Here is a 24,398-nt window from a genome sequence, read left to right on the forward strand (position 1 = left end):
ATTTTCTGAAATGAAACCTCACATTCGCCCACTCTGCGACGACTACCTAGTGATGGATAGCAAAATTCCCTTTGAGCAGGTCGTTCAGCACCACGGTCCCACCGTGTGGCGAGTTTGCCGTGGCCTGCTTCGGTCACAACACGACGCCGAAGACGCGTGGGCCGAAACGTTCGCGGCGGGGTTGAAGGCCTGGCCCGACCTACCTGGCACGACGACGGTGGAAGCCTGGCTCGTTGCCGTCGCTCGGCACAAAGCCATCGATGTGGCCCGCGGCAACGCCCGTCGCGCCACACCCAGTGAACCCGGCGAGGGAAGATCCGGGGGGCCGAACTGTTCGGCAACGTCGGAAAGTGCCGAGGAAACGGTTCTGCGGGACGTGAACGCCCAACTGTTGTGGGCAGCGGTGCACCAGCTACCGGAGCGGCAACGACTCGCGGTGATCCACCATCATCTGGGAGGACTACCGTATCGGGAGGTTGCCGCGCTCGTCGGCGGCAGAGAAGCTGCGGTGCGTCGTGCCGCCGCGGACGGATTGCGATCCTTAAGGAGACAACGAAACGAATTGATGGAGCGTGAACAGTGAATACAACGAGGCATGAATTTGACGAAATTTTTCCCGTTCCGTCAGACCACATGACACGATTACACGAAATTTTGGAAGAAAAAGTGGTGGACGAAAATCTGGAAATTTCATATCGAACAGTAGATTCACCGCTGGGCACACTCATGCTGGCAGCGACGAGCGAGGGCGTTCTTCGCGTAGCTTTCGAAGGAGAAGATTTCGATCACGTTTTGGAGTCACTCTCGGAATCGGTCAGCCCTCGAATTCTGAAATCCCGGCGACGTCTTGATCAGCCCGCACGCCAACTGGAGGAATACTTCGACGGCGCACGGCAGGTGTTCCATCTACCTCTGGACCGCAGGTTATCCCACGGGTTCAGGGGAACCGTCCAGCACTACCTTCCGACCATCCCCTTCGGAGAGACCCTCAGCTATCGCGACGTCGCGGAACGAGTCGGTCATCCTCAAGCTGTGCGAGCCGTCGGATCGGCGTGCGCCACGAACCCGATCCCTGTGATCGTGCCGTGTCACAGGGTCGTCCGCGCGGACGGATCATTGGGTGGATATCTTGGTGGGCTGGAGGCAAAGCGAGGACTCTTACGCCTCGAAGGATCCGGAGGGCGTTAATGGAACCCGATTCATCAGAGTTATTTACCGGACTGAGCGCTTTCCCGCTCACTCCATTGCACGATGACCGGATGGACGAGTCGGCTTTCGGCAACATCATCGGCATGCTCGACGCCGCATCCGTAGACTCGATCACTGTCTTGGGGTCGACCGGTTCGTATGCCTACCTACACACTGAAGAACGTGCCAGGGCCGTTGAACTCGCCGTCGAGAACGCGTCATCCACTCCGGTATTCGCCGGGATTGGGGCCCTCCGCACCTCGGATGTGTTGACTCATGCCGCCAACGCCCGCGAGGCAGGTGCGCGAGCGCTATTGCTCGCACCCGTCAGCTACCAGCCTCTGACCGATGAGGACGTTTTTCACCTGTACCGGGCGGTGTCCGAATCCACCGATCTTCCGATCATCGTCTACGACAACCCAACCACCACACACTTCTCGTTTTCCCTCGACCTCTACGCCCGCGTGGCAGCGCTGCCCCACGTTGCGTCCGTGAAGATCCCGCCCTTGCCTTCTGATTCTCGGGCTGCCGCGGAACGGGTTCATCAGATCCGTGACGTGATCCCCCGGGACGTCGTTGTGGGAATTTCGGGCGACGCCTCCGCCGCTCAGGGCCTGGTGGCGGGGTGCTCCGTTTGGTATTCCGTCATCGGAGGCGTCTTGCCGCAGCTTGCCCTCCCGATCGTGGAGGCGGCTCGTCAGGGGCATGACGCTCTGGCGCGGGAGACCTCCGACCGATTGCGGCCCCTGTGGGATCTTTACACCGAGTTTGGCGGGAGCGCCCGCGTCGCTGCCGCCATCGCGGAAGCTCTCGGCCTGGCCCAGTCTTCGTGCCTCCCTCGTCCGATTCTTGGCTTGGACGAATCGGGCCGGCGCCGCGTCGTCGCCGCGCTACGTGAGGTGGGTATCGATCGGACCGTGGATGGCTCAGCCTTCGGCGATCACCGCTAGGACGGCTTGACCGTAACGTTCCTGCTTCTTGGCGCCGATGCCGCTGATCCCGGCGAGGGCGGCGTCGGAAACGGGCCGTTCACGAGCCAATTCGATGAGCGTGGCGTCGGGGAAGACAACGTAGGCCGGAACCTGTTGCTCCTTCGCTTCCGCAGTCCGCCACGTTCGCAGCGATTCAAATAGTTTCTGTTGCGACTCGTCCAGCTCCGCCGCGGCCGCTGAATTTGCCTTCCGTCCGCGTCTGTTGGAGGACCGACCGGTTCTGCGGTCGGGCATCGTCCGCAGCATGATACTTTCCTCCCCGCGCAGTAGGGGGCCAGATGCGGGCGCCAGCACCAGCGTGCCGTACTCCCCCACGGTTTCGACGACGTTCCGGGCGAGCAATTGCCGCACCACTGCCCTCCACTCGGATTCGCTCAGATCATCGCCGATGCCCCACACACTCAATTCTTGGTGATTCGACTGTTCGGAGCGCTCATTGGAGACACCCCGCAGGACGTTGATAATCTGGCCGGCCCCGAATCGCTGGCCTCGTTCGCGATCCAGCCGGACGATGGTCGACAGGAGTTTTTGGACCGGAACCGTGGCATCCCACGATGCTGGCGGATTGAGGCAGTTATCGCAATTGCCGCACGGTTCGGATTCTTGGCCGAAATACCGCAGAATCTGGACGCGACGGCAGGCCGTGGTTTCGCACAGTGCCAGCATGGCGTCCAGATGTCCCCGTTGGACCCGGCGATGCTCTTCGCTGCCTTCGGAGTCGCCGATCATGCGCCGGAGCTGGACGACGTCTTGGAGACCGTAGGCCAACCATGCCGTGGCGGGAAGACCGTCTCGGCCCGCGCGTCCGGTTTCTTGGTAGTAGCCCTCAACGGACTTGGGCATGTCAAGGTGCGCAACGAATCGCACGTCGGGTTTGTCGATGCCCATGCCAAAGGCGATAGTCGCCACCACCACGACGCCGTCTTCTCGGAGGAAACGACGTTGGGCACCGGCGCGTTCCGATTCGCTGAGGCCGGCGTGATACGCGACGGCGTCGATGCCTTGAGCCTGAAGCCAGGTTGCCGTTTGCTCCACGCGTTTGCGCGATAAACAGTACACAATTCCGGCGTCGGACTCGTGCTCCGTCCGGATGAGGTCCAAGAGTTGTTGGCGCGCGCTATTTTTCTCGGTGATTCGGTATTGAATATTGGGCCGGTCGAAACTTGCCACGAAATGGCGGGCACTATCCATCCGGAGATTTTCGGTGAGTTCCCGGTGCGTGACCTCGGTTGCGGTCGCCGTGAGGGCGATTCGCGGGGTTTCCGGAAACCGTTCCGCCAACGCGCTGAGGCCCAGGTAATCTTGCCGAAAATCATGGCCCCATTGGGAGACACAGTGGGCCTCGTCGATCGCGAAGAGGCATACGCGAGACTCCTCGAGGAGATGTAGCGTCCTGGGCTGAACTAATCGCTCAGGCGCCATATACAAGAGGTCATATTCGCCGGCTCTGAGGCTCGATTCCACGTCACGCACTTCCTCAGGAGTCAACGTGGAATTGAGATATCCCGCTCGAATACCGACCGCAGCCAGCGCATCCACCTGGTCCTGCATGAGTGCGATGAGCGGAGAAACGACGATTCCTGTGCCCGGTCGAACCACCGCAGGAATTTGGTAGCAGAGAGATTTTCCCCCGCCGGTGGGCATGAGAACGACGGCATCCCCGCCCGCGACTACGTGGTCGATGATCTCGGCCTGCGAACCTCGAAAGGTGTCGTATCCGAAAGTGGATTGGAGGACATTCAACGGTGAAGTGGAGGCGTCGGCTGTGGAAGTCACGCCCCTACGCTAGCGCGATCGGCGACGTCGCGCCCGCCCTGTGGACGATCGATAGCCTATGAATCATTCTCTTGATCCGTCGACGCGGTTCAGGCATCTCCAAACTTTGATCACCCTTGCCGATTCTCTAGAGAAGCGTTTGAATACTCTCGTCCGCACCTACTGAATGGGAGATATTATGGGAACCCTGGCAGAGTGGGCCGCAGCACTCGTCGCTGTGGTGGCGATATTTTTTGCATGGAAGTCCAACCAAGCGTCAACCGAGATGTTATCCATGGAACAGCGACGAGACGAAGAAAACGAACGCCGAAAGAAAATGGATCAAGCATCCAACATTTCCGCTTGGTGCACGTTCCTCCCGGATCATCAAGGGCCGCGCAAGGATGCGCTCCAGATCCTCAACAACTCCCAATTGCCGGCGTATCAGGTCGACATTCACAGCACCAACAAGGATGGAAATGCCAACAAACCGCTGCATTTGGAAGTTCTACCACCCGGAAATTTTATAGCGCTGAGTAATGAAAAATTCGGTTGGGATTTCCCAGAAGCGAGAGAGACATTCACTGGGACCATTCGCCCCATCACCAAATCCACCACATGGTGCGTCGAGAATATTGAACTCACGGATTCCTTCGGCAATCGGTGGGAGCGCGATCGACGAGGACAGCACACGCTGATTTCCTCTGCTCCGGAACCACACTGATTCCCATCGAATTCACTAAGCGGGATCCTGGCCTCCTTTAGCCTTCCCTGTTCACCAGGGCGGGTGCTGGACGTCCCAGGAGGGCTCGCAATGTGGAAGCTTCGGGATATTCGGGGCGTGCGACGCCGCGTCGTCTGAGCACCGGCACGACCTCGTCCACGAAACGGTGGAGTTGCGCCACGTCACTGACCTGTAGGACGAAGCCATCCGCCGCGCCGGCGGATTTCCACTCGATCATTTTCTCGGCGATAGTTTCCGCAGAGCCCGCCACGATAAATTGCGTCTGCTCCAAGAGGTCCCCAAGAATTGAGGCTACGGTTCGGCCTTCCTGAGCAGCCTGTCGCAGCGGCTCCGCGAGCCACGTTCCTTCGTGGGCCATCCCCCGCTCGACGTCGTCTTCATCGATCTGCTGGTGAAAGGTCGAGACAGGGCGGCCGATGGCCACCGAAACCCGTTCTGCCATACGGTCCCAGGTGCCGTGGAGCTGCCAGTAGGAGGCCAAGGCATCCTCGGCGGTTGCGTCGTCGTCGGTGACGAGGGCGATAAGACGTGCCAAAAGGAGCGGTTCGGCTCGCTTCGAGGATTCCGGATCGCCCGCTTCGCGAAGACGCGCCCGGTATGAAGTGGCCGCCTGAATACTGGTAGGCATGGCGAAGACGGCGTCGGCGGTGGCAGAAGCAAGACGAAGCCCTTGAGGCGACTGACCCGCCTGGAAAATAACCGGCTCTCCCTGTGGGGAGGACTCAATGTTTAGCGGGCCGGCGACGTCGAAGAACTCACCGTGGTGCTCCAACGCGCGGACTTTCGAGCGATCCATATATTCACCCGTCGCACGATTCCGCAGAAATGCGCCTGGGTCATGGCTGGCCCAGAGTCCACGAATTACCTCGATTGCTTCTTGTGCTCTCGAGTACCGAGTCTGGTGATCGATCTGGCCGGACAAGCCAAAATTCCGTGCTGCCTGGTCGCTCAACGAGGTGACGACGTTCCATCCCGCCCGCCCGCCGCTGAGGTGATCCAGTGAAAGCATCATCCGGGCGACGTTGTACGGGTGTTGATAGGTCGATGAAACCGTGCCGACCAGCCCGACCTTGGAGGTCGACGCGGCTAGGTAAGACAGCAGTGTCAACGGCTCAAAACGAGAGAGATAGTGGGGCGGTCCGCTGGGGTCGGCGAAGACGGCGTCGGCAACGAAGAGAAAATCGAAGGTGCCTTCTTCCGCAAGTTCAGCGACCTTCCGGTACCAGCCCGAGTTGATCGAGGCGTCGACCGGCTCTTGGGGGTTCAACCACGCGCGTTCGTCGTCGGGCGCGCCGGAGGCTGTCGGCATAATACCCAGGTGGAGGACGGACTGGGGCGGAGTTACTTCTGCATCCACGTCAGACAAGGCCATTTCTCGTTTTTCAAAACTCAACAGGACGACATCAGCATGAACGTTCTGGGCGGGAAACGCCATTCGGCGCGCCCTAAAATGGGTGGCTTTTCTCCGTTGCCCAGCTCGACGCCGTGACGACGAGGGGTTTGAGGCTGGCTTGCTCCATCGTTCAGGGTGGCGACGACTGATCTTGGCTGTAGAACGGTCCTTCATCGAGCAAGGGTCTGACCATACTGGGCTGAGTTCGCCAGGACACGCGCTGGGAAGGATCCGGACAGGTGCCGACGGCGGCGCGGGGGCTGGGGTCGGCCCTCCCTATGCCCCTTAGTGGCGGTTACCCAATTCGGCGGGGTCCACCGCAGTTAGGTGGCGCCCAAACCACCACCAAACTGTGGTAAGTACCTCCAAAGTAGGGCAACCGCCACCGAACGACGACGCCCGACCACCCGCCAGGCGCGGGTAAACGCCGCATAAGCCAGGCATCCGCCACTAGATAGCCGGATCCCGCCACCCGGCCGGCACCGGTATACGTCACATAAGCCGGGCAACCGCCCCTTGATAGCCGGATTCCGCCACCTACCGGCAACGGTAAACGCCCCACCAGCCGGGCAACCGCCACTTGATAGCCATTGCCCGCCGACCCGGATGACAGGGAACGGTGAAAGTGGACAGTAAGTGGACACCAACGACCCTTAAACGAAAAAATCCCCGGAACACCAACGTTACTTCGCTGATATTCCGGGGATGTCCGTCGGGTTGACAGGATTTGAACCTGCGACCCCTTGACCCCCAGTCAAGTGCGCTACCAAGCTGCGCCACAACCCGAATTTATGCCCGGTCATCGCCGGGCACTCGAATCATCATACAGGATCACCCCGACGAACGCACATCGGCCAAGGCGCTCTTTCCGGGACCACGTGGCCTTCGGAAAGAGCGCCGATGGTCCGACGCCGGAACGGATCCAGCCGCGTTAGCGGCGTCGTCCGCCCTTGGAATCCCGTGTCAGGGAGCGGCGTTCGCGAACTCGCATGGAGATTTCCAACGGTGTTCCTTCGAAATCGAAGGTTTCGCGAAGGCGGCGAATGATGAACCTGCGGTACCCCGGATCGAGGAAGCCCGTGGTGAAGAGCACAAACTTCGGCGGCCGCGAGGATACTTGCGTTCCGAAGAGGATCCGCGGTTGCTTTCCGCCACGCAGTGGGTGCGGGTGGGCCGCGACGATCTCGCCGAGGAATGCGTTCAAACGGCCGGTCGGAATCCGCGAATCCCAAGCCTCGAGGGAATGGAGCAGCGCGGGAACCATCTTGTCCTTGTGCCATCCGGTCTTCGCCGAAATATTGACCCTCGGCGCCCAGGCCACGTGCGCCAAGTCGCGGTCAATTTCGCGTTCCAGCTCGTCGCGGCGGTCTTCGTCGAGGGTGTCCCACTTGTTGAAGACCAGCACCATGGCGCGCCCGGAATCGATCGCAAGTTGCAAGATGCGCACGTCCTGCTCGGACAGCGGCTCGGACACATCGAGCATGATCAGGGCGACTTCGGAACGCTCCAACGCGGTTTGGGTACGCAATGAAGCGTAGAATTCCGCGCCCTTGGCCATATGCTGCCGACGTCGAATACCGGCGGTGTCCACAAATCGGAACGGGTGTCCGTTCAATTCGATCAGTTCGTCCACGGGGTCACGAGTCGTTCCGGCAATATCGTTCACCACCGCCCGGTCCTCCCCCGCGAGCTTATTGAGCAGCGAGGACTTGCCGACGTTCGGACGACCAATGATTGCCACGCGCCGCGGCCCCTCGTACTGATCCGGTTCGGCATACTGCGAGTGCTCCGGCATGACCTCAAGCAACGCATCCAACATGTCCGCGATGCCCCGGCCGTGGACGCCGGAAATCGGGTGTGGCTCCCCCATACCCAGGGACCACAGCGCGGCGGCCTCCGGTTCTTGGTATGAATCGTCGATCTTGTTGGCGGCCAGCAACAAAGGCTTCTTGACCCGGCGCAACATTTGAACGATCGCCTCGTCCATGTTCGTGATGCCCACGAGCGCATCGACCACCAGGATCACGACGTCGGCATGTGCCACGGCGATCTCCGCCTGGGCGGCCACCTGCGCGTCGATCCCCTTGGCATCGGATTCCCAACCGCCGGTATCCACGAGGGTGAACGTCTTACCGTTCCACTCGGCCTTATACGCCACGCGGTCGCGCGTCACACCCGGGGTATCCTCGACGACGGCTTCTCGCCGCCCGAGGATCCGGTTAATGATCGTGGACTTGCCGACGTTCGGCCGTCCGACGATGGCGACCACAGGGTCGGGCTCGACGGTAGGCTCTTCGCCCACTTCGAAGCCCCAATCGACCAGGAGTGCCCGGTCTTCGTCCTCCAGCTCGTAGTCGTCGAGTCCGGCCCGTAGCGCTTGTGCGCGCTTTTCGGCCTCCTCGTCGTCCAGGTTGGCGAGGTACTCCTCGACATGGTCCTCTTCGGCACCACCGAGGTACTTCTCCTCGTATTCGTTCATCTCAGTCATCGTGTGAGCTCTTGTCGTTCTCTTCGTCGTGGTGCGCTGCCGCGGTCTGACGAATCACGTCGATCACGGCGCGCACGGTCTGGTCAAAGTCCAGGTCGGTCGAATCCACCAAGGTGACCCCGTCCGCGGCCTCGGTGAAATTGGTAACTTTGGAATCTGCGGCGTCTCGTTGCGCCACCTCAAGCTTGAGGCGGTCGTCCGAGGCTTCGCTACCGATCTGCCGTCCGCGGCGTTCCATGCGGGCTTCCTCGCTCGCCGTGAGGAGGATCCGAACCGAGGCATCGGGGGCGACGACGGTCGTGATGTCGCGCCCTTCCGCGACGATCCTGCGCCCGTTCGCCACGATTTCCATGCGCTGACGAGCGATCAAGGCATCGCGAGCCTTTTGGTTTCTGGCGACCGCAGAAACCTTCTCGGTCACTCGAGACTCCCGAATCGCATTCTTGATATCGATCCCGCCGACCATGATGGTCTCCACAATCGGGTCCGTACCAATCTGCAGCTGGAAGTTTGCTGCGGCGTCGGCGACGGCCTGATCGTCCTCAAGGTCCACACCGGCCTCGAGGCACCACCAGGCCAGCGACCGGTACATCGCGCCCGTGTCCAGGTAGGCCAGGCCAAGCCGTATGGCCACCTCACGGGACACGGAGGACTTCCCCGAGCCGGAGGGACCGTCGATCGCGACGACCAGTTCGGATTTCCACGCCTCGGTCTGGTCGCCGTCCTTAAACTGCGACGCCGCAGGCTCAGCGGGCACTGCCGCTTGCTCCAAGCGATCCTGATTATCTTGACTCACGGTGTCCTCCATCGGTTGTCATCGGCACGCCGGTTGGCAGAGCCCCTCGTCATTCGGCAATCTTCCAGCCACGATCGGTGAGCTCGCTGACGAGCTCCTCGCGTGCATTCGGGATCACGGATACCTCGACCATACCCACCGGTTGGCCCTGAGAGTGTTCCATTCGCATGTCCTCCAAGTTGACGCCGATTTCTTCGATCTCGGCGAGCAGCTTGGCCACCTGGCCCGGGGTATCGTCCACGAGCACGGTGAGCGTGGCGAAAGCCTTGGGGGAACCGCCGTGCTTGCCCGGAATCCGCGCGACGCCGTCGTTACCTTGAGTCATCAACTCGGCGATATCCAGGCGAGCACCATCGGCGGTCGGATTTTCGAGCGTCGCTATGAGTCGATTGATGTCGCGCCGGACTTCGTACAGCGTTTCGACCACCGGTCGCGCATTCGAGGACAAAATCTGCACCCACAGCCCCGCGTCGGAAGCGGCGATACGGGTGGTATCTCTCAGTCCTTGGCCCGCCAGGCTCAGCGACTCGAGCGGCGTATCCCGCAATCGAGAAGCCAGCAAGGACGACATCACCTGGGGAACGTGAGACACCAGCGCAACCGTTTCGTCGTGCTCTCGAGCATTCATGTACGCAACGTTGGAGCCAAGATCCGTGGCGAGCCCCCGCGCCAGTCGCACCGTTTCGCCGGCGACGTCGTCGTGCTCGCAAATCACCCACGGCCGGGACATGAACAGTTCGCCTCGCGCCGCGACCGGCCCGGACTTCTCCCGGCCAGACATGGGGTGGGTCCCCACATAACGGCTCAAATCCGCACCGCCTGCGCGAACGGCGTCGAGAATCGGTTCCTTGACCGAAGCTATGTCCACGACGACGGCGCCCGGATAATCCTTGAGCGCGTCGACGACCGTACGAGCCGTGACATCCGGCGGAGTGGCGACAATCACGAGCTGCGGGTCAATGTCCGCGCGGGCTGCCTGCTCCCCCATCCGCTCAGTCAAGAGCGCGAGAGAACGTCCCGCTCCGATATCCGCAGATACGGCCTCGGTGGTCGGTGAGATATCCGAAACCCAGGTTTCCACACCTTGAGCGGCCAGCCCGAGACCGATGGAGGAGCCTAAAAGACCCGCTCCAATCACCAAGACCGGCCCGGAGACGGTAGCGCTGGAAGTTTCGGCCACGGTTACATCCCCACCGAAGCGAGCAGCGATCCGATCTCGACTTTGGACAGGTTCCGCACGGTTCCTTGCTTTTGGGATCCGATACGCACGGGCCCCATCTCGATGCGCACGAGCTTCTCCACGGGGTGGCCGACGGCGTCAAAGAGACGACGCACGATGCGGTTCTTACCGGAGTGAATCGTGACCTCGACGAGCAAGTGACCGGGCGTGGAATCGACCAAACGGAAATCGTCCACGCGTGCGACACCGTCTTCCAGGCGGATGCCCTTCTTCATCTCGTGTCCAACGCCGTGCTCCATAGGCCCACGAACCTGCACCAGGTACTTCTTGGGCACCTCGTAGGAAGGATGCGTGAGTCGGTTGGCGAGCTCGCCGTCGTTGGTCAGCAGAAGCAAGCCTTCCGTGGCGACGTCGAGGCGCCCCACGTGAAAGATCCGTTCCTTCTTCTGAGGGTTGAGGTAGTCCGAAATGCAGGGGCGCCCTTCGGGGTCCTCCATCGTGGCGATAACGCCTTCGGGCTTGTTGAACGCGTAGTAAACCTTGGAATCGTCGGTCTGGATGGTCACGCCATCGACCTGAATGTGTGAGGTTCGAGGATCCACGCGGACGCCAAGTTCGGTGATGATCTCGTCGTCAACGACCACTCGGCCTTCGCGAATCATCATTTCGCAGACGCGACGTGAGGCGACACCAGCCTGGGCCATGAGCTTCTGCAGGCGCACGCCGTCGCGGTCGTACACGTCCAGGTGGTCTACCGGAGCTGCCCGGGGACGGCGCGGACGGTGGGGGCCGCGGTATTCGTGGTCGGGACGGTATTCGCCGCGTTCCCGCGCGAAGATCTTTCCTGCCTGGCCCTTTTTCGGCTTGAATTTCTTGGCGTCGGATTTATTCGCGCCCGACTTGACGACTGGCTTCTTGCCGCGAGAGTCGGCTCCTGGGCGAGACGGGCCCTTGGCGTTAGGGTTCTTGAAATTTTTGGACGCACCACCGCGCGCAGCGGGTTTCCCCTGCGCTCCTCGCGAGCCTCCGCGAGAATTGCTGTTGCCGGTGTTCTGACGTCCCGTCGATCGATTGGCCATGTTCCTGTACTTTCGGTGGTTATGCGGTTGTGGATTCGGCACGGTTGTCGGCTGACAACCCGTTTCCTTCCATCCCTAGAGCCGCTGCTCGTATTCGCCGATATCTTCCACGTCGGGTAGATACGGCGAAATCTTCGGCAGATCCCCCAGGGTTTCTAGCCCCATCTTCTCGAGAAAAAGTGGCGTCGTCACGTACAAAGTGGAACCGGATTCGCCCGGTTCGTCGTCTTCGGTGACCAAACCCCTGGTTTTCAGTGTGCGCACGACGCCGTCGACGTTGACGCCTCGGATCGAAGAGACCCGAGCGCGGGAAACGGGTTGGCGGTATGCGATCACTGCGAGGGTTTCCAAGGCCGCCTGCGAAAGCTTGGCGGTTTGACCCTCCAGGATGAAACGCGAGACCCACGGCGAGAATTCCGTGCGGGCGTAGAGGCGCCAGCCCCCGGCGACCCGCCGCAATTCCATGCCGCGAGGTTCCCTGGGGACACGTTGTCCGCCGGGGGTTGACTCTGGGACATCTGCTAAAGATTCCTGGTCGACGTTCGTCGCGAAATCCTCAGTATACCCGTCGTAGTCGCGTCGCAGGGAGTCCACGGCTTTCTCTATGGTGACAACGGGCACCATGAGGGCTTCGGCGAGTTCGAACTCATTGACCGCGGATTCCGCGACCATCAAGATCGCCTCGACCGCGGCCTTCACGCCGCCGGGCACCAGGTCCACCGTGGCGGGAGGGGGTGCGTCCGGGGCAGCTACGCCGTCATGGGGCGATTCCGGCCGGTCGCTCATGAGTCATCTTCTCCGGTGTAGTCGTCGCTGGCGAGGCGTTCGGCACTCCAGGATGGGTCCTCCCCGATCCAGCTAATGGTCAATTCCTCGAGCGGTCCTTCCTGCGCGAAGCCGACGACGTGGTCTCGATACATCTCCAGAAGAGCGAGGAATCTCACCACGATGACCAGCATGTCTTCGGCATCGGCGATGAGTCTCGTGAAGGTGGCAGGTGGGCCGTCCATGAGAGCCGCCGCGATGTTCTCAGCTTCATCGCGAACCGTCACTCGAGCCCCATGAAGGTGGTCCAGACCCACCTCATCGGGAGATTCCTCCTTGGGCCTCATGGCTTTCTCCGCGATCGCGGCGAGCTGTTCAGGCGTCGTGGTCATGATCAGCTCGGGCAACAGGTGGGCAAATTCGGGTTGTAACCCGCCGGGCCGAGGATGCCGGCTCGCTTCGGCTTTCATGGTGTCGTCCATGACCTGGGCGACGTCCTTAAAGGCCTTGTACTGCAACAACCGTGCGAAGAGAAGATCGCGAGCTTCGAGCATCGCGATGTCGTCTTCGTCCTCGACCTCACCTGCCGGAAGCAAGCGTGCCGCTTTGAGATCAAGCAAGGTTGCGGCAATGACCAAGAACTCGCTGGCTTCATCCAGCGCCTTTTCTAGGCCGGTGTCTCGAAGGGCTCGTACGTAGGCGATGAACTCGTCGGTGACGGCCGCGAGCGCAACTTCGGTGATGTCCATCTCCCGTTGGGAGATCATCGAGAGCAAGACCTCGAAAGGTCCCGCAAAATTCTCCAGGGATACCGCGAACCCCGAGCCTTCTACCCGTTCCGATTCTGCGGCGGCGGGTCCGGGCTCGGGGTCCGTGGGAACCCTTGACGGAGCGGTTTTCAGCGGGAGCCTCCGCGGTCAATGAGCTCCTTGGCCAGTTCGCGATATGCCACCGAACCGGTATGCGTCGGCGCGTAGCTCAGGATCGGCTCGGCGGATACCGTTGCGTCGGGGAACTTCACGGTTCTCTTGATCACCGTGTCGAAGACCTTGTCGCCAAAAGCGTCAATGATTCGGGCCAGAACTTCCTTCGAGTGCAACGTCCGGGAATCGAACATCGTCGCCAGCACGCCGTCCACGGTGAGGTCCGGATTCAGACGGTCCTGGACCTTTTCGATCGAATCGACCAGCAGGGCCACCGCGCGCAGGGCGAAGAATTCGCAGATCAGCGGGATAATCACGCCGTCGGCCGCGGTCAGAGCGTTGACGGTCAGGAGGCCGAGCGAGGGTTGGCAGTCGATCAGGATGACGTCGTACTCATCCTTGACCTTCTTGAGCGAGCTCGCGAGGACCTGTTCACGCGCCACCTCGTTGACGAGTTGGACTTCCGCCGCGGAGAGATCGATATTCGCCGGCAACAGGTCCATGTTGTCGAATTCGGTCCGCCGCACCGCGCTGTGCACGTCGACCTTGCGATCCATCATGACGTTATAGATCGTCGTCTCCAGCTCGTGGGGGTTCACTCCGAACCCGGCGGAGAGCGCACCTTGCGGGTCGAAGTCCACCATGAGTACGCGCCGGCCCAGTTCGGCCAGGGCGGCACCCAGGTTGATGGTCGACGTCGTCTTTCCGACGCCACCCTTCTGATTGACCATGGCAATCACGCGGGCGGGACCGTGGGAGTCCAGGAGTTCCGGTTCCGGAAACCGGCGAACGGGACGTCCGGTGGGACCGAGTTCTGCTTCGGAGTTCTGTGTACTCACGCGCACCTTTTTCACATTGGGGGCGGATATGGACTGCCCTTAACCTTACAGCGACATGCCTTTCGGGCAGAGGCGTTCGGTGATCTGTGCACTTTCCGCCGGATGCACCGCGCCCGCCCGTGCATGAATTGCAGGGGCGGGCGTGAGCGGTCACGTCACCAGAAACGTCACCTAATGGCGAGCTGTGGATGGCTCGGCCTTTTCAGGTTGAGCGCCGTCATCGTTGTCAATGGCGGCTTCTCCACCCATGGTCGCTTCGTCGAACTTAATCTCGCCGTCAAGGACCTTGTGCACGCGGTTCAGATCCACCTCGTGTGACCACTTGCCCAGCAAGAGCGCCGCCACGGCGTTGCCGGTGAAGTTGGTCAAGGCACGTGCCTCGGACATGAAGCGGTCGATGCCGACGATCAACCCTACGCCGTCGACGAGGTCGGGGCGGTGCGACTGGAGCCCACCGGCCAAGGTCGCGATGCCCGCACCGGAAACACCCGCCGCACCCTTCGAGGCGATAATCATGAAGATCAGCAGTGAAATCTGCTCGCCCAGTTCCAAGGGCTTGCCCATGGCATCCGAAACGAAGATCGAAGCCATCGTCAAATAGATAGCGGTGCCGTCGAGGTTGAAGGAATACCCGGTGGGAACTACGATGCCGACCACCGGTTTGGAGACGCCGACGTGTTCCATCTTGGCGATCAATCGGGGCAGCGCCGCCTCCGAGGAGGACGTGGAGAAGATCAACAGGTATTCACGGGCCAAGTACTTCATGAGCTTGAGAATGTTGACGCCGGTGAAAATCTTCAGCATCGCGCCCAACACGATCACGATGAACAAAATACAGGTGATGTAGAAGCCGACCATGAGGATCGCCATTTGCCCGACGGCCTTGATGCCGGTGGCTCCCACGACGGCGGCGATTGCACCAAAGGCACCCAACGGTGCGATCCACATGATCATCCCGAGCAGTCGGAAGACGAGAGCCTGCATGTATGTGATGAACTTCAGGATCGGCTTACCGGAATCCCCCATGCGCTGCAACGCAAAGCCAACGAGCAATGCCACCAGCAACGTCTGCAAGATATTGCCGGACGTCAACGAGGAGAGCAGAGACTTAGGAATGATTCCGAGCAGGAATCCCGTGGTTCCGCCTTCGGAACTACCTTCGGCGTCATCGGGAAGTTTGTAGCCGGTGGGGTGATAATTCAGACCGTCACCGGGGTGCAGGACATTGCCCACGACCAGCCCGATGAACAGCGCGAACGTCGACATGATGAGAAAGTAGATGATCGCCAGACCGCCGACTTTACCGACGGTGGCGGCACGCGCGACCGAGCCGACACCGAGGACGATGGTGCAGAAGATCACCGGTGAGATCATCATCTTGATGAGGGCGATGAATCCGTCGCCCAAAGGCTTGAAAGCCTGGCCGACGCTGGGCGCTATCAAACCGACGAGCACGCCGGCGATGACCGCAAGGATGACGGAGACGTACAACATGTGCGTGCCGTCTTTGTACCACGGCTTCTTCGCTGTGGACTGGGCCATGACGCTCCCCTTTCAGGTGTGTGATGGATGATTGCGACGGCGTGCCGGTGAGGCCGACGCCGTCGCGGGTATTCAAGAAGTATGGTGGTCTGGACCACTTTTCCGGTATTTGTGTTCATAAAGTTCGTGAGGAGCGCCACGTGCGGTCGAGTGAAGTAGCCGCCGCGACCCGTACATCGCCGTTCGGTCGCGGCGCCAGTGCCCGGGGGCTCTCCTCCTGGGCCATCGCCCGTATCTTCTTGCTCTTGCAGATGGTGATTGTGGTGGTCGTGTGCTGCACCGTCGGTCTTCTCATGTTGTGGCGTGCACAGTCCGCCGCGGAACAACGCGCCACGGATATCACGAAAGCCGAAAGCGCGACTCTGGCCCAGGACCCGTTCGTCATCCAGCAGGTCACCTCCGCCGATCCAAGCGTCGGGCTTCAGCCCTATGTTTCGAAGGTCGTCAACGGTTCGTCGGTCAGCTTTGTGACGATCATGTCCCCCGAAGGAATCCGGTACACCCACCCAGACGAAAGCAATATCGGTCAGCACTACCTCGGCGATATATCGCGAGCCCAACGCGGGGAAACCATGACGGTCAAGGAACGTGGCACGTTGGGGATGTCCATGCGCACGATCATGCCGATCCGCGACGACCATGGAACCGTCGTCGGCCTCGTGTCGACGGGAGTAACCGTGACGGAGATTTCCGCGACCGTCCGGGACGGCCTTCCCGCCATCGGACTCTTCGCTGGAATTCTGCTGGTGACCACCACATTGACGACCGTGCTGCTATACCGATATCTGCACCGTGCAACCCTGGGTTATAGCCAGCAGGACATACTGAATTCCGAGGCCACCCGGTCCATGGCGCAAATGCTCCGGATCCAAAACCATGAGCATCGCAATCGAATGCACACCGTCGTGTCTCTGCTCGACCTCGGCCGGACAACTGAGGCACGCCAGTTCGCTCGCGAAGACCTCGAATCGACCGGCAGACACATGCCATCGTGGGGAAGCTACGAGCAGCTGCCGGCCGTTGCCGCTTTGCTATCCGGTAAGGCTCGTGAGGCCAAGGAACGCGGCATCGAACTCACGGTACGGGTCGACGGACATTGGGACGCCATACCCTTGAGTGAAATCGAATTGGTCACCGTGGTCAGCAATCTCGTGGATAACGCCGTCGATGCCGTCGCCGGTTCCACGGAATCTGGCACGGTGGAGGTGGAGCTTAGCGAAACCGATGCCGGGTGGGACATCGTCGTGGCGGATAACGGCCCGGGTGTCAGCGACCATGACCGCGCACGGATTTTCTCGTGGGGCTACTCGACTAAACCCACGGGCCCTGAGGGGCGCGGTCTCGGACTAGCCCTCGTACGCGACACGCTGGCCCAGCACGGGGCAAGCATCGATGTCTTTAACGACGCCGGGGCCGTATTTACCGTTGTCATTCCCCGGAGCGAGGAGAGGATGAGCCGATGACACTGCGCGTCATCGTCGTCGACGACGAAAGCGTGACAGCCTCGGCGCACGCGGAATACATCCGGTCACGGTCAGGATTCAGCGTGATCGGAACCGCCTTTAATGCCCGGGGTGCCATCGAAGCGATCCGAACCTCATTCACACGCCACGAGCCCGTAGACCTGGTGTTGCTCGATATCAATCTGCCGGATCGTTCGGGGCACGAGGTCGCGAAGTTTCTCCGAGCGGAAGGGTTGCCCGTGGACCTCCTGATGGTCACCGCGGACCGTCGAGCCGCAAGCCTTCGCACCGCAACCCTCCACGGAGCATTTGGTTATCTCGTCAAACCGTTTCGCCTGGAGGATCTGGGTCGGAAACTCCAGGAGTATGCGCAGTATCGGCAGCGAGCCGGGACGAGCGGCGAATGGGACCAGGCCTCCATCGACCGTCTCTTCCAGCGCCAAAGCACCACCTCTACCCTCGACTTACCCAAAGGTCTGTCCGAAGACACTTTGGACGATTTGTCGGACCTCTTGAGCAGGGCGAAGGATGGCCTTTCGGCACGTGAGATTTCGGAACAACTCGGGTTATCCCGGGTGACCGCCCGAAGGTATCTCGAGTACCTGCACGAATCAGGCCGCGTGGATCGCCGTTCGCGCCACGGCACACCGGGACGTCCCGAGCTGGAGTATTCCTGGCTCTCCTAAATACTTCCTGTGATTACCTTTTCTGCACGATCTGGCGGATTCCCTCGAGAACGCTCGGGTCTTCGATCGTCGACGGCACACGGTATTCTTCGCCGTCGGCCATCTGACGCATCGTCTTGCGCAAGATCTTGCCGGAACGTGTCTTGGGTAATCCCTCGACCACACGGACCTCCTTGAAGTCGGCCACAGCTCCGATCGTGGAACGGACCATTCCCACCAGCTCACGGGCGAGTTCTTCCTCGGTGATCTCGACCCCTTCTTTAAGCACCACGTAACCTGAGGGGCGCTGGCCCTTGAGATCGTCGGCGACGCCGATCACCGCGCTCTCGGCGACCGCGGGATGGGCCGCGATCACCTGCTCCATCGCACCCGTTGACAGCCGGTGACCGGAGACATTAATGACGTCGTCCGTCCGGCCCATCACGTATACGTAGCCGTCCTCGTCCACATAGCCAGAGTCGCCGGTCGCGTAATAGCCGTCGAAAGCCGAAAGATACGAGGCGATGAACCGCTCGTCGTTGCCCCAGAGCGTCGGGAGGGTCCCGGGCGGTAGTGGAAGACGCAGCGCAATATTGCCTTCCTCACCGGATGCCACGGGAGTGCCGGTGGGGTCCAGCACGACGACGTCATAGCCAGGCACCGGAACACTAGGCGAGCCAGATTTAATGTCGAGGGGTTCGAGCCCCCGCGGGTTGGCAGCGATGGGCCAACCCGTTTCGGTTTGCCACCAATTGTCTGCAACGGGTACGCCGAGGAGGTCGCCGGCCCATCGGAAGGTTTCCGGATCAAGGCGTTCTCCTGCAACAAATAACGTCTCCAGGGAGGAGAGATCGTAGTCGCGGCTCAGCTCCCCCTCCGGATCGGATTTTCGGATCGCCCGAAGCGCGGTCGGAGCGGTGAAAAGGACTTTGGCACCGGATTCTTCGATGACTCGCCACAGCGCACCCGCATCGGGAGTCCCCACCGGTTTACCCTCGTACAGCACAGTGGTCGCCCCGGTCAGCAAGGGTGCATAGACGATGTAGGAATGTCCGACCACCCAGCCGACGTCGGAGGCAGTGAACATCACTTGCCCCGGCCCGACATCGTAAATATTGTCCATCGACCAGCGGAGCGCGACCGCATGGGAGCCGTTATCCCGCACCACGCCTTTCGGCGCTCCCGTGGTACCCGAGGTGTACAGAATGTAGAGGGGATCCGTTGCCCGTACGGTCACGCAGTCGGACGGGCTGGCTTCGGCCGTTGCGGACTCCCAGTCGATCCATGTGGTCTTCAGCCCGCTGGCTGCGGTACTGGCTTCGGATTCCGCGCAGTTTCCTTCGAAGCCGTCTCGTTGCCGGACGAAGACCGCGTCCACGTGATGGTCGGAGAGGCCCAGTGCCTCGGCCACCGCAGGAAGGTATTCGATCCGACGTTTGGGTTCGACACCGCCGCTGGCCGTCACGACCACCTTCGGCGTGCAATCATCGATGCGCGCAGCAAGTTCACTCGGCGCAAATCCGCCGAAGACCACCGAGTGCACGGCGCCGAGCCGCGCGCACGCCAGCATCGCCACGATGGCCTCCGGAATCATCGGAAGATAAAGGAGAACCCGGTCGCCGTGGGTCACGCCCTTGCTCGCGAGCGCACCGGCGAATTTCCTGACGCGCTCGAGCAAGTCGCCGTAGGTGATATCGGCCTGAGTATCCGTGACTGGGGAGTCGTAGCGGATAGCCACCTGGTTTCCGCGGCCTGCCTCGACGTGTCGATCGACGGCGTTGAAGCACGTGTTTAATTCCCCGTCCGGGAACCACCGATAAATCGGCGCCTTGGAGTCGTCCAGGGCGACGCTCGGCGGTTTTACCCAGTCGATCCCCTGAGCTGCTTCTAGCCAGAACTGTTCGGGATGATGAATGCTTCGATCAAAGGTTTCGCGGTACGTCGATGTCATCTCGTCTCGTCCTCACATGGGCCGGGTGGGATTTCTTGGCACGCCACGGCCGATAGCCGGTTGGCGTGGCACCCAACATAGTGTCTTGGCTCACAGCACACAAGACTTATGTATACAAAATGTGCAATTACTGAGGAAATACCACGCGAAATGCCAGACCATTGCGCCTCATCACGCTTTTCTGTATACATGGAGGGGAAGAGACGTCCACCACATTGTGGGCTCACCGGCATTCGAGGAGGCGACGATGAAGGCTTCGGATCGTGCATATGAGCAGTTGCGCACCGACATCATCGAATGGCGATTGGGCCCTGGCACAACGCTGAGTGAGGTGGAACAGGCCGAACGTCTTGGATTCTCCCGCACGCCCGTGCGCGAGGCCTTTTCCCGTTTGATGGCGGAAGGGCTCGTCGAACCGGGTCGAGGCCGCGGCGTCGTGGTCTCCCCCGTCTCGGTGGACAAAGTACGCGCCATGTTTGAACTCCGTGTTGCCCTGGATTCCCAGGCGGCAGCCCTCGCCGCGCTCAAGGGTCAGCCGAAGACCTTCGAGAATTTAGCGCATCGCCTCGACGACGCCGTACTTAACCTGAGCGAGGACGACGCCGACCGAAGCGGCTACTACGCCCTCATCGAGGAGATGGATGCGTCCATCGATGAGGCCGCCCAAAATTCGTACCTCGCGGTGGCTCAACGCCAGCTACGAGTTCACCTTGGACGAGTCCGCAAATTGTCCAAGGACGACGACCGTCGTTTGGTCCGGGCCGCCCACGAACACGCCGATATCGCACGCGCCATCGCATCCGGCGACGTCGAACTCGCACAAGCCGCGACGCGAATCCATCTATCCCACGCATTGCAGGCCATCCTCAATGCGGTGCCGAAGACCGATGGCGAGCAAGCCTACGCCGCCTAAATCCCAATAAACATCAAGTTGCCCAGTAGTGAGAGAGGACGCCTCGTGACGACTACCCATAACGTTCGCGTTTACCGCAGTGAAGAAAACCTCGCCCGTGAAGATCAGCTGGCCCACAAAATCGCCAGCGTGGCCACCGATCCTGTGGCGATCGAGCCCGAGGTCGAGGAGATGGTCATTAACCGCATTCTCGATAACGCCTCGGTGGCGATCGCTTCCCTCAATCGCGGACCCATTATTTCCGCAAGAGACCAGGCACTGACGCACAAACCGACCTCCAACGGCAACGGCTCCGCCCTGTATGGAGTCGATGCGTCGTTGGCCAAGGTCTCCCCCGAATGGGCGGCGTGGGCCAACGGCGTCGCCGTGCGGGAACTGGATTATCACGACACGTTCTTGGCGGCGGAATATTCCCACCCGGGTGACAACATTCCCCCGATCCTGGCCGTGGCTCAGCACAGTGGCCGCACGGGTGCCGATCTCATTCGTGGTATCGCCACCGGCTACGAGATCCAGATCGACCTGACCAAGGCCATTTGCCTTCACAAACACAAGATCGACCATGTCGCCCACTTGGGACCATCCGCCGCAGCGGGAATCGGTACCCTCTTGGGGCTCAACACCGAAACCATCTTCCAAGCGGTCGGGCAGGCTCTCCACACCACCACGGCCACACGCCAATCCCGCAAGGGCGAAATTTCCACGTGGAAGTCCCATGCGCCGGCACTTGCCGGGAAGCTGGCGGTTGAGGCTGTGGATCGTGCGATGCGCGGCCAGACCTCACCGGTGCCGATCTACGAGGGTGAAGACGGCGTCATCGCCTGGATGCTCGATGGGCCGGACGCTTCCTACGACGTTCCGTTGCCTGAGCCTGGCGAAGCCAAACGAGGAATCTTGGACTCCTACACGAAGGAGCATTCGGCCGAATATCAGGCGCAGGCTTGGATCGACATGGCCCGCAAGCTCCACCGTGAACACCCCGAGATCGCCGATCCCGAGAAGGTTGACTCGATCGTGCTGCACACATCGCACCATACGCACTTCGTGATCGGTTCCGGAGCCAACGATCCGCAGAAATACGAGCCCACCGCCTCCCGCGAGACGCTGGACCACTCGATTCCGTACATTTTCACGGTCGCGTTGCAGGACGGAGAATGGGACCACAATCGTTCCTATGCCCCCTCGCGCGCAAGCCGTCGCGACACCGTTGCTCTGTGGCACAAGGTCACGACGTCGGAAGATCCCGAGTGGACCCGGCGCTACCACTCGGTGGACCCGCAAGAAAAGGCCTTTGGCGGTCGGGCAGAAATCACCCTCCGTGACGGCACCGTCCTGACGGAAGAGATTGCCGTTGCCGACGCCCACCCGCTTGGGGCTCGGCCCTTTGCTCGCGAACAGTACATCCGGAAACTGCGGGCTCTGGCGGACGGCTCCGTGGCCGATTCCGAGCTCAACCGCTTCATTGAGGCGGCCGAAAATCTTTCCTCCTTGGGAGCGGGCGAGCTGGATGCCCTCAACGTGACGGCCTCCATCGACCTCGCTACCGGCTCGAAAGGATTGTTCTAAATGTTGTACCCGAAGACCTCTCCGGCTCAGAAGCGCGAAGCATTGCGGAGCCTTTTGAGCGATGGGCCTCGCCGCGGCGGAACCATCAAACAATTTCCAGGGGCATATACGCCAATTTCGGCCCGCTTGATCGAAGAGAAGGGGTTCGACGGCGTCTATATTTCGGGCGCGGTGTTGGCTAACGAGCTGGGCTTCCCCGACATTGGATTGACGACGCTCAGTGAAGTTGCGCAGCGCGCCGGACAGATTGCCCGAATGACCAACCTACCGGCCATTGTGGACGCCGACACCGGCTTTGGCGAACCCATGAACGTCGCCCGGACCGTTCAAGAGCTGGAAGACGCCGGGCTGGCTGGTTGCCATATCGAAGATCAGTTCAATCCCAAACGCTGCGGACACCTGGACAACAAGAACATCGTGGACGAGGACACCGCCATTAAGCGGATCCGCGCCGCGGCAGAAGCCCGCCGAGATGAGAATTTCCTCATCATGGCCCGGACCGATCTTCGCGGGGCGGAAGGATTGGAAGCGGCCATCGACCGGATGAAGGCCCTGGTCAAAGCGGGAGCCGATGCCATTTTCCCCGAGGCCATGAAGGATCTCGGCGAGTTCGAGGCCGTGCGCCAGGCAGTGGACGTCCCGGTGCTGGCCAACATGACCGAGTTCGGCAAATCCAAGCTCTATACGACGACCGAGCTCTCCGGAGCCGGTGTGGACATGGTGATTTACCCCGTGACATTGCTTCGCAGTTCACTCGGCGCCATGGAACGCGTTTTGGAACGCATTGAGGCCGACGGCACCCAAGAGGCCGCCGTTGATGACATGCTGACGAGGGCACGCCTGTACGAGCTCGTGGATTACGAGTCGTACAACACCTTCGACACCGGCATTTTCAATTTCGAGGTTCCGGAACGGTTCCGCTAAGTCTTCCCATCATCCGATCAAGGATTCGAAGGAGAATCACATGACGACTCAGCACAACGACATCAAAAAAGGCCTGGCCGGCGTCGTCGCCGACACGACCGCCATTTCCAAGGTCAATCCCGAAACCAATTCGTTGCTGTATCGCGGCTACCCCGTTCAGGAACTCGCCGCGAACTGCTCCTTTGAAGAAGTAGCTCTTTTGCTCTGGAACGGCGATCTTCCGTCGGAGGAAGAACTGCGCGATTTTCAGGACTTCGAGCGCTCGCACCGTGAGCTCACCCCAGAGCTCAAGGCCGTCATCGACGCTTTACCCACCGATTGTCACCCGATGGATGTCTGCCGCACGGCGGTTTCTGTCTTGGGTGCGCAGGACCCTGACTCCGAAGAGCAGTCCGCGGAAACCAACCTGGTCAAGGCCAAGAAACTGTTTGCGGCCATGCCCGCCGTCGTCGCATACGACCAACGACGTCGTCATGGCGAACCCCTGATCGCTCCCCGTGAGGATCTCGACTACTGCGACAACTTCCTGTACATGACTTTTGGCGACGTTGCGGCTCCCGAGGTCAAAACGGCGTTCCAGGTGTCGATGGTTCTGTACGCCGAGCACTCCTTCAATTGTTCGACCTTTACCGCTCGGACTATCGCGTCCTCCTTGGCGGACATGCATTCAGCCGTGACAGGTGCCATCGGCGCTCTCAAGGGACCCCTCCACGGTGGTGCCAATGAGGCCGTCATGGAGACGTTCGACGAGATCGGTATCCGTAAGGATGAATCCGAAGACGACGCCGAAGCTCGCTCCAAGGAATGGATGGACGAGGCGCTGGCTCAGAAGAAGAAGGTCATGGGATTCGGTCACCGAGTGTATAAGAACGGTGATTCCCGCGTTCCCACGATGCAGTCGGCACTATTCGACATGATCCGTTACTACGACCGTGGAGAAATGCTGGGCCTGTACAACGGACTTGCCCGGTCGATGGACGAAGCCAAGGGGATCAAGCCAAATCTCGATTACCCCGCCGGGCCGACTTATCACTTGATGGGCTTTGATACCCAGACCTTCACTCCGCTCTTCGTCGCGGCACGCATGACGGGATGGACCGCTCACATCATGGAACAGCTCGCGAATAACTCCTTGATTCGCCCGCTTTCGGAATATGACGGTCCGGACGAACGCCACGTCCAGTAGAACTGTGGCGTCTGACGACGGGCCTGGGCGCAAAAACGCGGCCGG

Annotated in this window: 21 protein-coding genes and 1 tRNA gene; 10 read left to right on the forward strand and 12 right to left on the reverse strand. The window is 60.9% G+C overall.

Annotated features, from left to right (window positions below; genetic code table 11):
• The first annotated feature begins 10 nt into the window (after positions 1-10).
• Genes B9Y51_RS10765 through B9Y51_RS10775 form a run of 3 tightly spaced genes read left to right on the forward strand, consistent with a single transcriptional unit; the run spans position 11 to position 2,138 of the window.
• Positions 11-583 carry an RNA polymerase sigma factor gene (locus tag B9Y51_RS10765; protein WP_245826161.1) on the forward strand — a complete coding sequence of 191 codons (573 nt, stop codon included), beginning with the start codon at positions 11-13 and terminating at the stop codon, positions 581-583.
• A 50-nt stretch (positions 584-633) separates the two neighbouring features.
• Positions 634-1,188, forward strand: coding sequence for a methylated-DNA--[protein]-cysteine S-methyltransferase (locus B9Y51_RS10770; protein ID WP_085529759.1), 555 nt, complete (start codon positions 634-636; stop codon positions 1,186-1,188).
• Positions 1,188-2,138, forward strand: a complete 951-nt coding sequence (locus B9Y51_RS10775; RefSeq protein WP_085529643.1) for a dihydrodipicolinate synthase family protein — start codon at positions 1,188-1,190, stop codon at positions 2,136-2,138. Before B9Y51_RS10770 ends, B9Y51_RS10775 begins: the two co-directional genes overlap by 1 nt.
• On the opposite strand, the gene recQ is transcribed toward B9Y51_RS10775, so the two are convergent.
• A complete protein-coding gene (gene recQ, locus B9Y51_RS10780; protein ID WP_085529644.1) occupies positions 2,115-3,956 on the reverse strand; it encodes a DNA helicase RecQ in 1,842 nt (613 codons plus the stop codon). The two genes, B9Y51_RS10775 and recQ, sit on opposite strands and share 24 nt — an antisense overlap.
• Before the next feature lie 178 nt (positions 3,957-4,134).
• Between recQ and B9Y51_RS10785 the strand changes: the two genes are divergently transcribed.
• Positions 4,135-4,659, forward strand: a complete 525-nt coding sequence (locus B9Y51_RS10785) for a hypothetical protein (protein WP_085529645.1) — start codon at positions 4,135-4,137, stop codon at positions 4,657-4,659.
• Between the two features lie 37 nt (positions 4,660-4,696).
• Here the strand turns inward: B9Y51_RS10785 and B9Y51_RS10790 are convergent, their stop codons facing one another.
• From B9Y51_RS10790 to B9Y51_RS10835, 10 genes are all read right to left on the reverse strand, one after another.
• Complete coding sequence (locus B9Y51_RS10790) at positions 4,697-6,052, reverse strand: NtaA/DmoA family FMN-dependent monooxygenase (RefSeq protein WP_158088293.1); 1,356 nt, start codon at positions 6,050-6,052, stop codon at positions 4,697-4,699.
• 733 nt (positions 6,053-6,785) lie between these two features.
• Positions 6,786-6,859: transfer RNA gene (locus tag B9Y51_RS10795), tRNA-Pro, on the reverse strand.
• Between the two features lie 145 nt (positions 6,860-7,004).
• Positions 7,005-8,561, reverse strand: a complete 1,557-nt coding sequence (der, locus tag B9Y51_RS10800; RefSeq protein WP_085529647.1) for a ribosome biogenesis GTPase Der — start codon at positions 8,559-8,561, stop codon at positions 7,005-7,007.
• Positions 8,554-9,252 (reverse strand): (d)CMP kinase, encoded by a 699-nt coding sequence (gene cmk, locus B9Y51_RS10805; protein WP_245826192.1) that lies wholly within the window; start codon positions 9,250-9,252, stop codon positions 8,554-8,556. Before cmk ends, der begins: the two co-directional genes overlap by 8 nt.
• Positions 9,253-9,406: 154 nt before the next feature.
• Positions 9,407-10,537 carry a prephenate dehydrogenase gene (locus tag B9Y51_RS10810; protein WP_085529648.1) on the reverse strand — a complete coding sequence of 377 codons (1,131 nt, stop codon included), beginning with the start codon at positions 10,535-10,537 and terminating at the stop codon, positions 9,407-9,409.
• Between the two features lie 2 nt (positions 10,538-10,539).
• Complete coding sequence (locus B9Y51_RS10815) at positions 10,540-11,616, reverse strand: pseudouridine synthase (RefSeq protein ID WP_053089945.1); 1,077 nt, start codon at positions 11,614-11,616, stop codon at positions 10,540-10,542.
• A gap of 75 nt (positions 11,617-11,691) precedes the next feature.
• Positions 11,692-12,402: an SMC-Scp complex subunit ScpB gene (gene scpB / locus B9Y51_RS10820; RefSeq protein ID WP_085529649.1), complete on the reverse strand. Its 711-nt coding sequence runs from the start codon at positions 12,400-12,402 to the stop codon at positions 11,692-11,694.
• Complete coding sequence (locus tag B9Y51_RS10825) at positions 12,399-13,148, reverse strand: segregation/condensation protein A (protein ID WP_085529650.1); 750 nt, start codon at positions 13,146-13,148, stop codon at positions 12,399-12,401. The genes scpB and B9Y51_RS10825 overlap by 4 nt, the downstream gene beginning before the upstream one ends.
• A gap of 131 nt (positions 13,149-13,279) precedes the next feature.
• Entirely contained in the window at positions 13,280-14,143 is an 864-nt protein-coding gene (locus B9Y51_RS10830; protein ID WP_238651248.1) for a ParA family protein, read from the reverse strand.
• Between the two features lie 171 nt (positions 14,144-14,314).
• On the reverse strand, positions 14,315-15,685 hold the full coding sequence (locus tag B9Y51_RS10835; RefSeq protein WP_085529651.1) for a cation:dicarboxylate symporter family transporter: 1,371 nt from the start codon (positions 15,683-15,685) through the stop codon (positions 14,315-14,317).
• 23 nt (positions 15,686-15,708) lie between these two features.
• Here B9Y51_RS10835 and B9Y51_RS10840 point away from each other — a divergent pair, with 23 nt between their 5' ends.
• A complete protein-coding gene (locus tag B9Y51_RS10840) occupies positions 15,709-17,148 on the forward strand; it encodes a sensor histidine kinase (protein ID WP_085529652.1) in 1,440 nt (479 codons plus the stop codon).
• Complete coding sequence (locus tag B9Y51_RS10845) at positions 17,145-17,834, forward strand: response regulator (RefSeq protein ID WP_085529653.1); 690 nt, start codon at positions 17,145-17,147, stop codon at positions 17,832-17,834. Before B9Y51_RS10840 ends, B9Y51_RS10845 begins: the two co-directional genes overlap by 4 nt.
• Before the next feature lie 13 nt (positions 17,835-17,847).
• Here the strand turns inward: B9Y51_RS10845 and B9Y51_RS10850 are convergent, their stop codons facing one another.
• Positions 17,848-19,764 (reverse strand): AMP-binding protein, encoded by a 1,917-nt coding sequence (locus B9Y51_RS10850; protein WP_085529654.1) that lies wholly within the window; start codon positions 19,762-19,764, stop codon positions 17,848-17,850.
• Between the two features lie 247 nt (positions 19,765-20,011).
• Here B9Y51_RS10850 and B9Y51_RS10855 point away from each other — a divergent pair, with 247 nt between their 5' ends.
• Genes B9Y51_RS10855 through B9Y51_RS10870 form a run of 4 tightly spaced genes read left to right on the forward strand, consistent with a single transcriptional unit; the run spans position 20,012 to position 24,353 of the window.
• A complete protein-coding gene (locus B9Y51_RS10855; protein ID WP_085529655.1) occupies positions 20,012-20,677 on the forward strand; it encodes a GntR family transcriptional regulator in 666 nt (221 codons plus the stop codon).
• Positions 20,678-20,722: 45 nt separating this feature from the next.
• The gene (locus B9Y51_RS10860) at positions 20,723-22,243 is read left to right on the forward strand and encodes an MmgE/PrpD family protein (RefSeq protein ID WP_085529656.1); all 1,521 of its coding nucleotides are present in this window, start codon (positions 20,723-20,725) and stop codon (positions 22,241-22,243) included.
• On the forward strand, positions 22,244-23,167 hold the full coding sequence (gene prpB, locus B9Y51_RS10865; protein ID WP_048678954.1) for a methylisocitrate lyase: 924 nt from the start codon (positions 22,244-22,246) through the stop codon (positions 23,165-23,167).
• Between the two features lie 40 nt (positions 23,168-23,207).
• Positions 23,208-24,353 carry a bifunctional 2-methylcitrate synthase/citrate synthase gene (locus tag B9Y51_RS10870; protein ID WP_085529657.1) on the forward strand — a complete coding sequence of 382 codons (1,146 nt, stop codon included), beginning with the start codon at positions 23,208-23,210 and terminating at the stop codon, positions 24,351-24,353.
• Positions 24,354-24,398: the final 45 nt, after the last annotated feature.

Source organism: Kocuria massiliensis (genome assembly GCF_900169715.1).
GTDB lineage: Bacteria > Actinomycetota > Actinomycetes > Actinomycetales > Micrococcaceae > Rothia > Rothia massiliensis.

Coding starts and splice junctions, on each gene's coding strand:
- B9Y51_RS10765 (WP_245826161.1), top strand. CDS start 11: ATGAAACCTCACATTCGCCCACTCTGCGACGACTACCTAGTGATGGAT.
- B9Y51_RS10770 (WP_085529759.1), top strand. CDS start 634: ATGACACGATTACACGAAATTTTGGAAGAAAAAGTGGTGGACGAAAAT.
- B9Y51_RS10775 (WP_085529643.1), top strand. CDS start 1,188: ATGGAACCCGATTCATCAGAGTTATTTACCGGACTGAGCGCTTTCCCG.
- B9Y51_RS10785 (WP_085529645.1), top strand. CDS start 4,135: ATGGGAACCCTGGCAGAGTGGGCCGCAGCACTCGTCGCTGTGGTGGCG.
- B9Y51_RS10790 (WP_158088293.1), bottom strand. CDS start 6,052: ATGGCCTTGTCTGACGTGGATGCAGAAGTAACTCCGCCCCAGTCCGTC.
- der (WP_085529647.1), bottom strand. CDS start 8,561: ATGACTGAGATGAACGAATACGAGGAGAAGTACCTCGGTGGTGCCGAA.
- B9Y51_RS10815 (WP_053089945.1), bottom strand. CDS start 11,616: ATGGCCAATCGATCGACGGGACGTCAGAACACCGGCAACAGCAATTCT.
- scpB (WP_085529649.1), bottom strand. CDS start 12,402: ATGAGCGACCGGCCGGAATCGCCCCATGACGGCGTAGCTGCCCCGGAC.
- B9Y51_RS10825 (WP_085529650.1), bottom strand. CDS start 13,148: ATGATCTCCCAACGGGAGATGGACATCACCGAAGTTGCGCTCGCGGCC.
- B9Y51_RS10835 (WP_085529651.1), bottom strand. CDS start 15,685: ATGGCCCAGTCCACAGCGAAGAAGCCGTGGTACAAAGACGGCACGCAC.
- B9Y51_RS10840 (WP_085529652.1), top strand. CDS start 15,709: ATGGATGATTGCGACGGCGTGCCGGTGAGGCCGACGCCGTCGCGGGTA.
- B9Y51_RS10845 (WP_085529653.1), top strand. CDS start 17,145: ATGACACTGCGCGTCATCGTCGTCGACGACGAAAGCGTGACAGCCTCG.
- B9Y51_RS10850 (WP_085529654.1), bottom strand. CDS start 19,764: ATGACATCGACGTACCGCGAAACCTTTGATCGAAGCATTCATCATCCC.
- B9Y51_RS10855 (WP_085529655.1), top strand. CDS start 20,012: ATGAAGGCTTCGGATCGTGCATATGAGCAGTTGCGCACCGACATCATC.
- prpB (WP_048678954.1), top strand. CDS start 22,244: ATGTTGTACCCGAAGACCTCTCCGGCTCAGAAGCGCGAAGCATTGCGG.
- B9Y51_RS10870 (WP_085529657.1), top strand. CDS start 23,208: ATGACGACTCAGCACAACGACATCAAAAAAGGCCTGGCCGGCGTCGTC.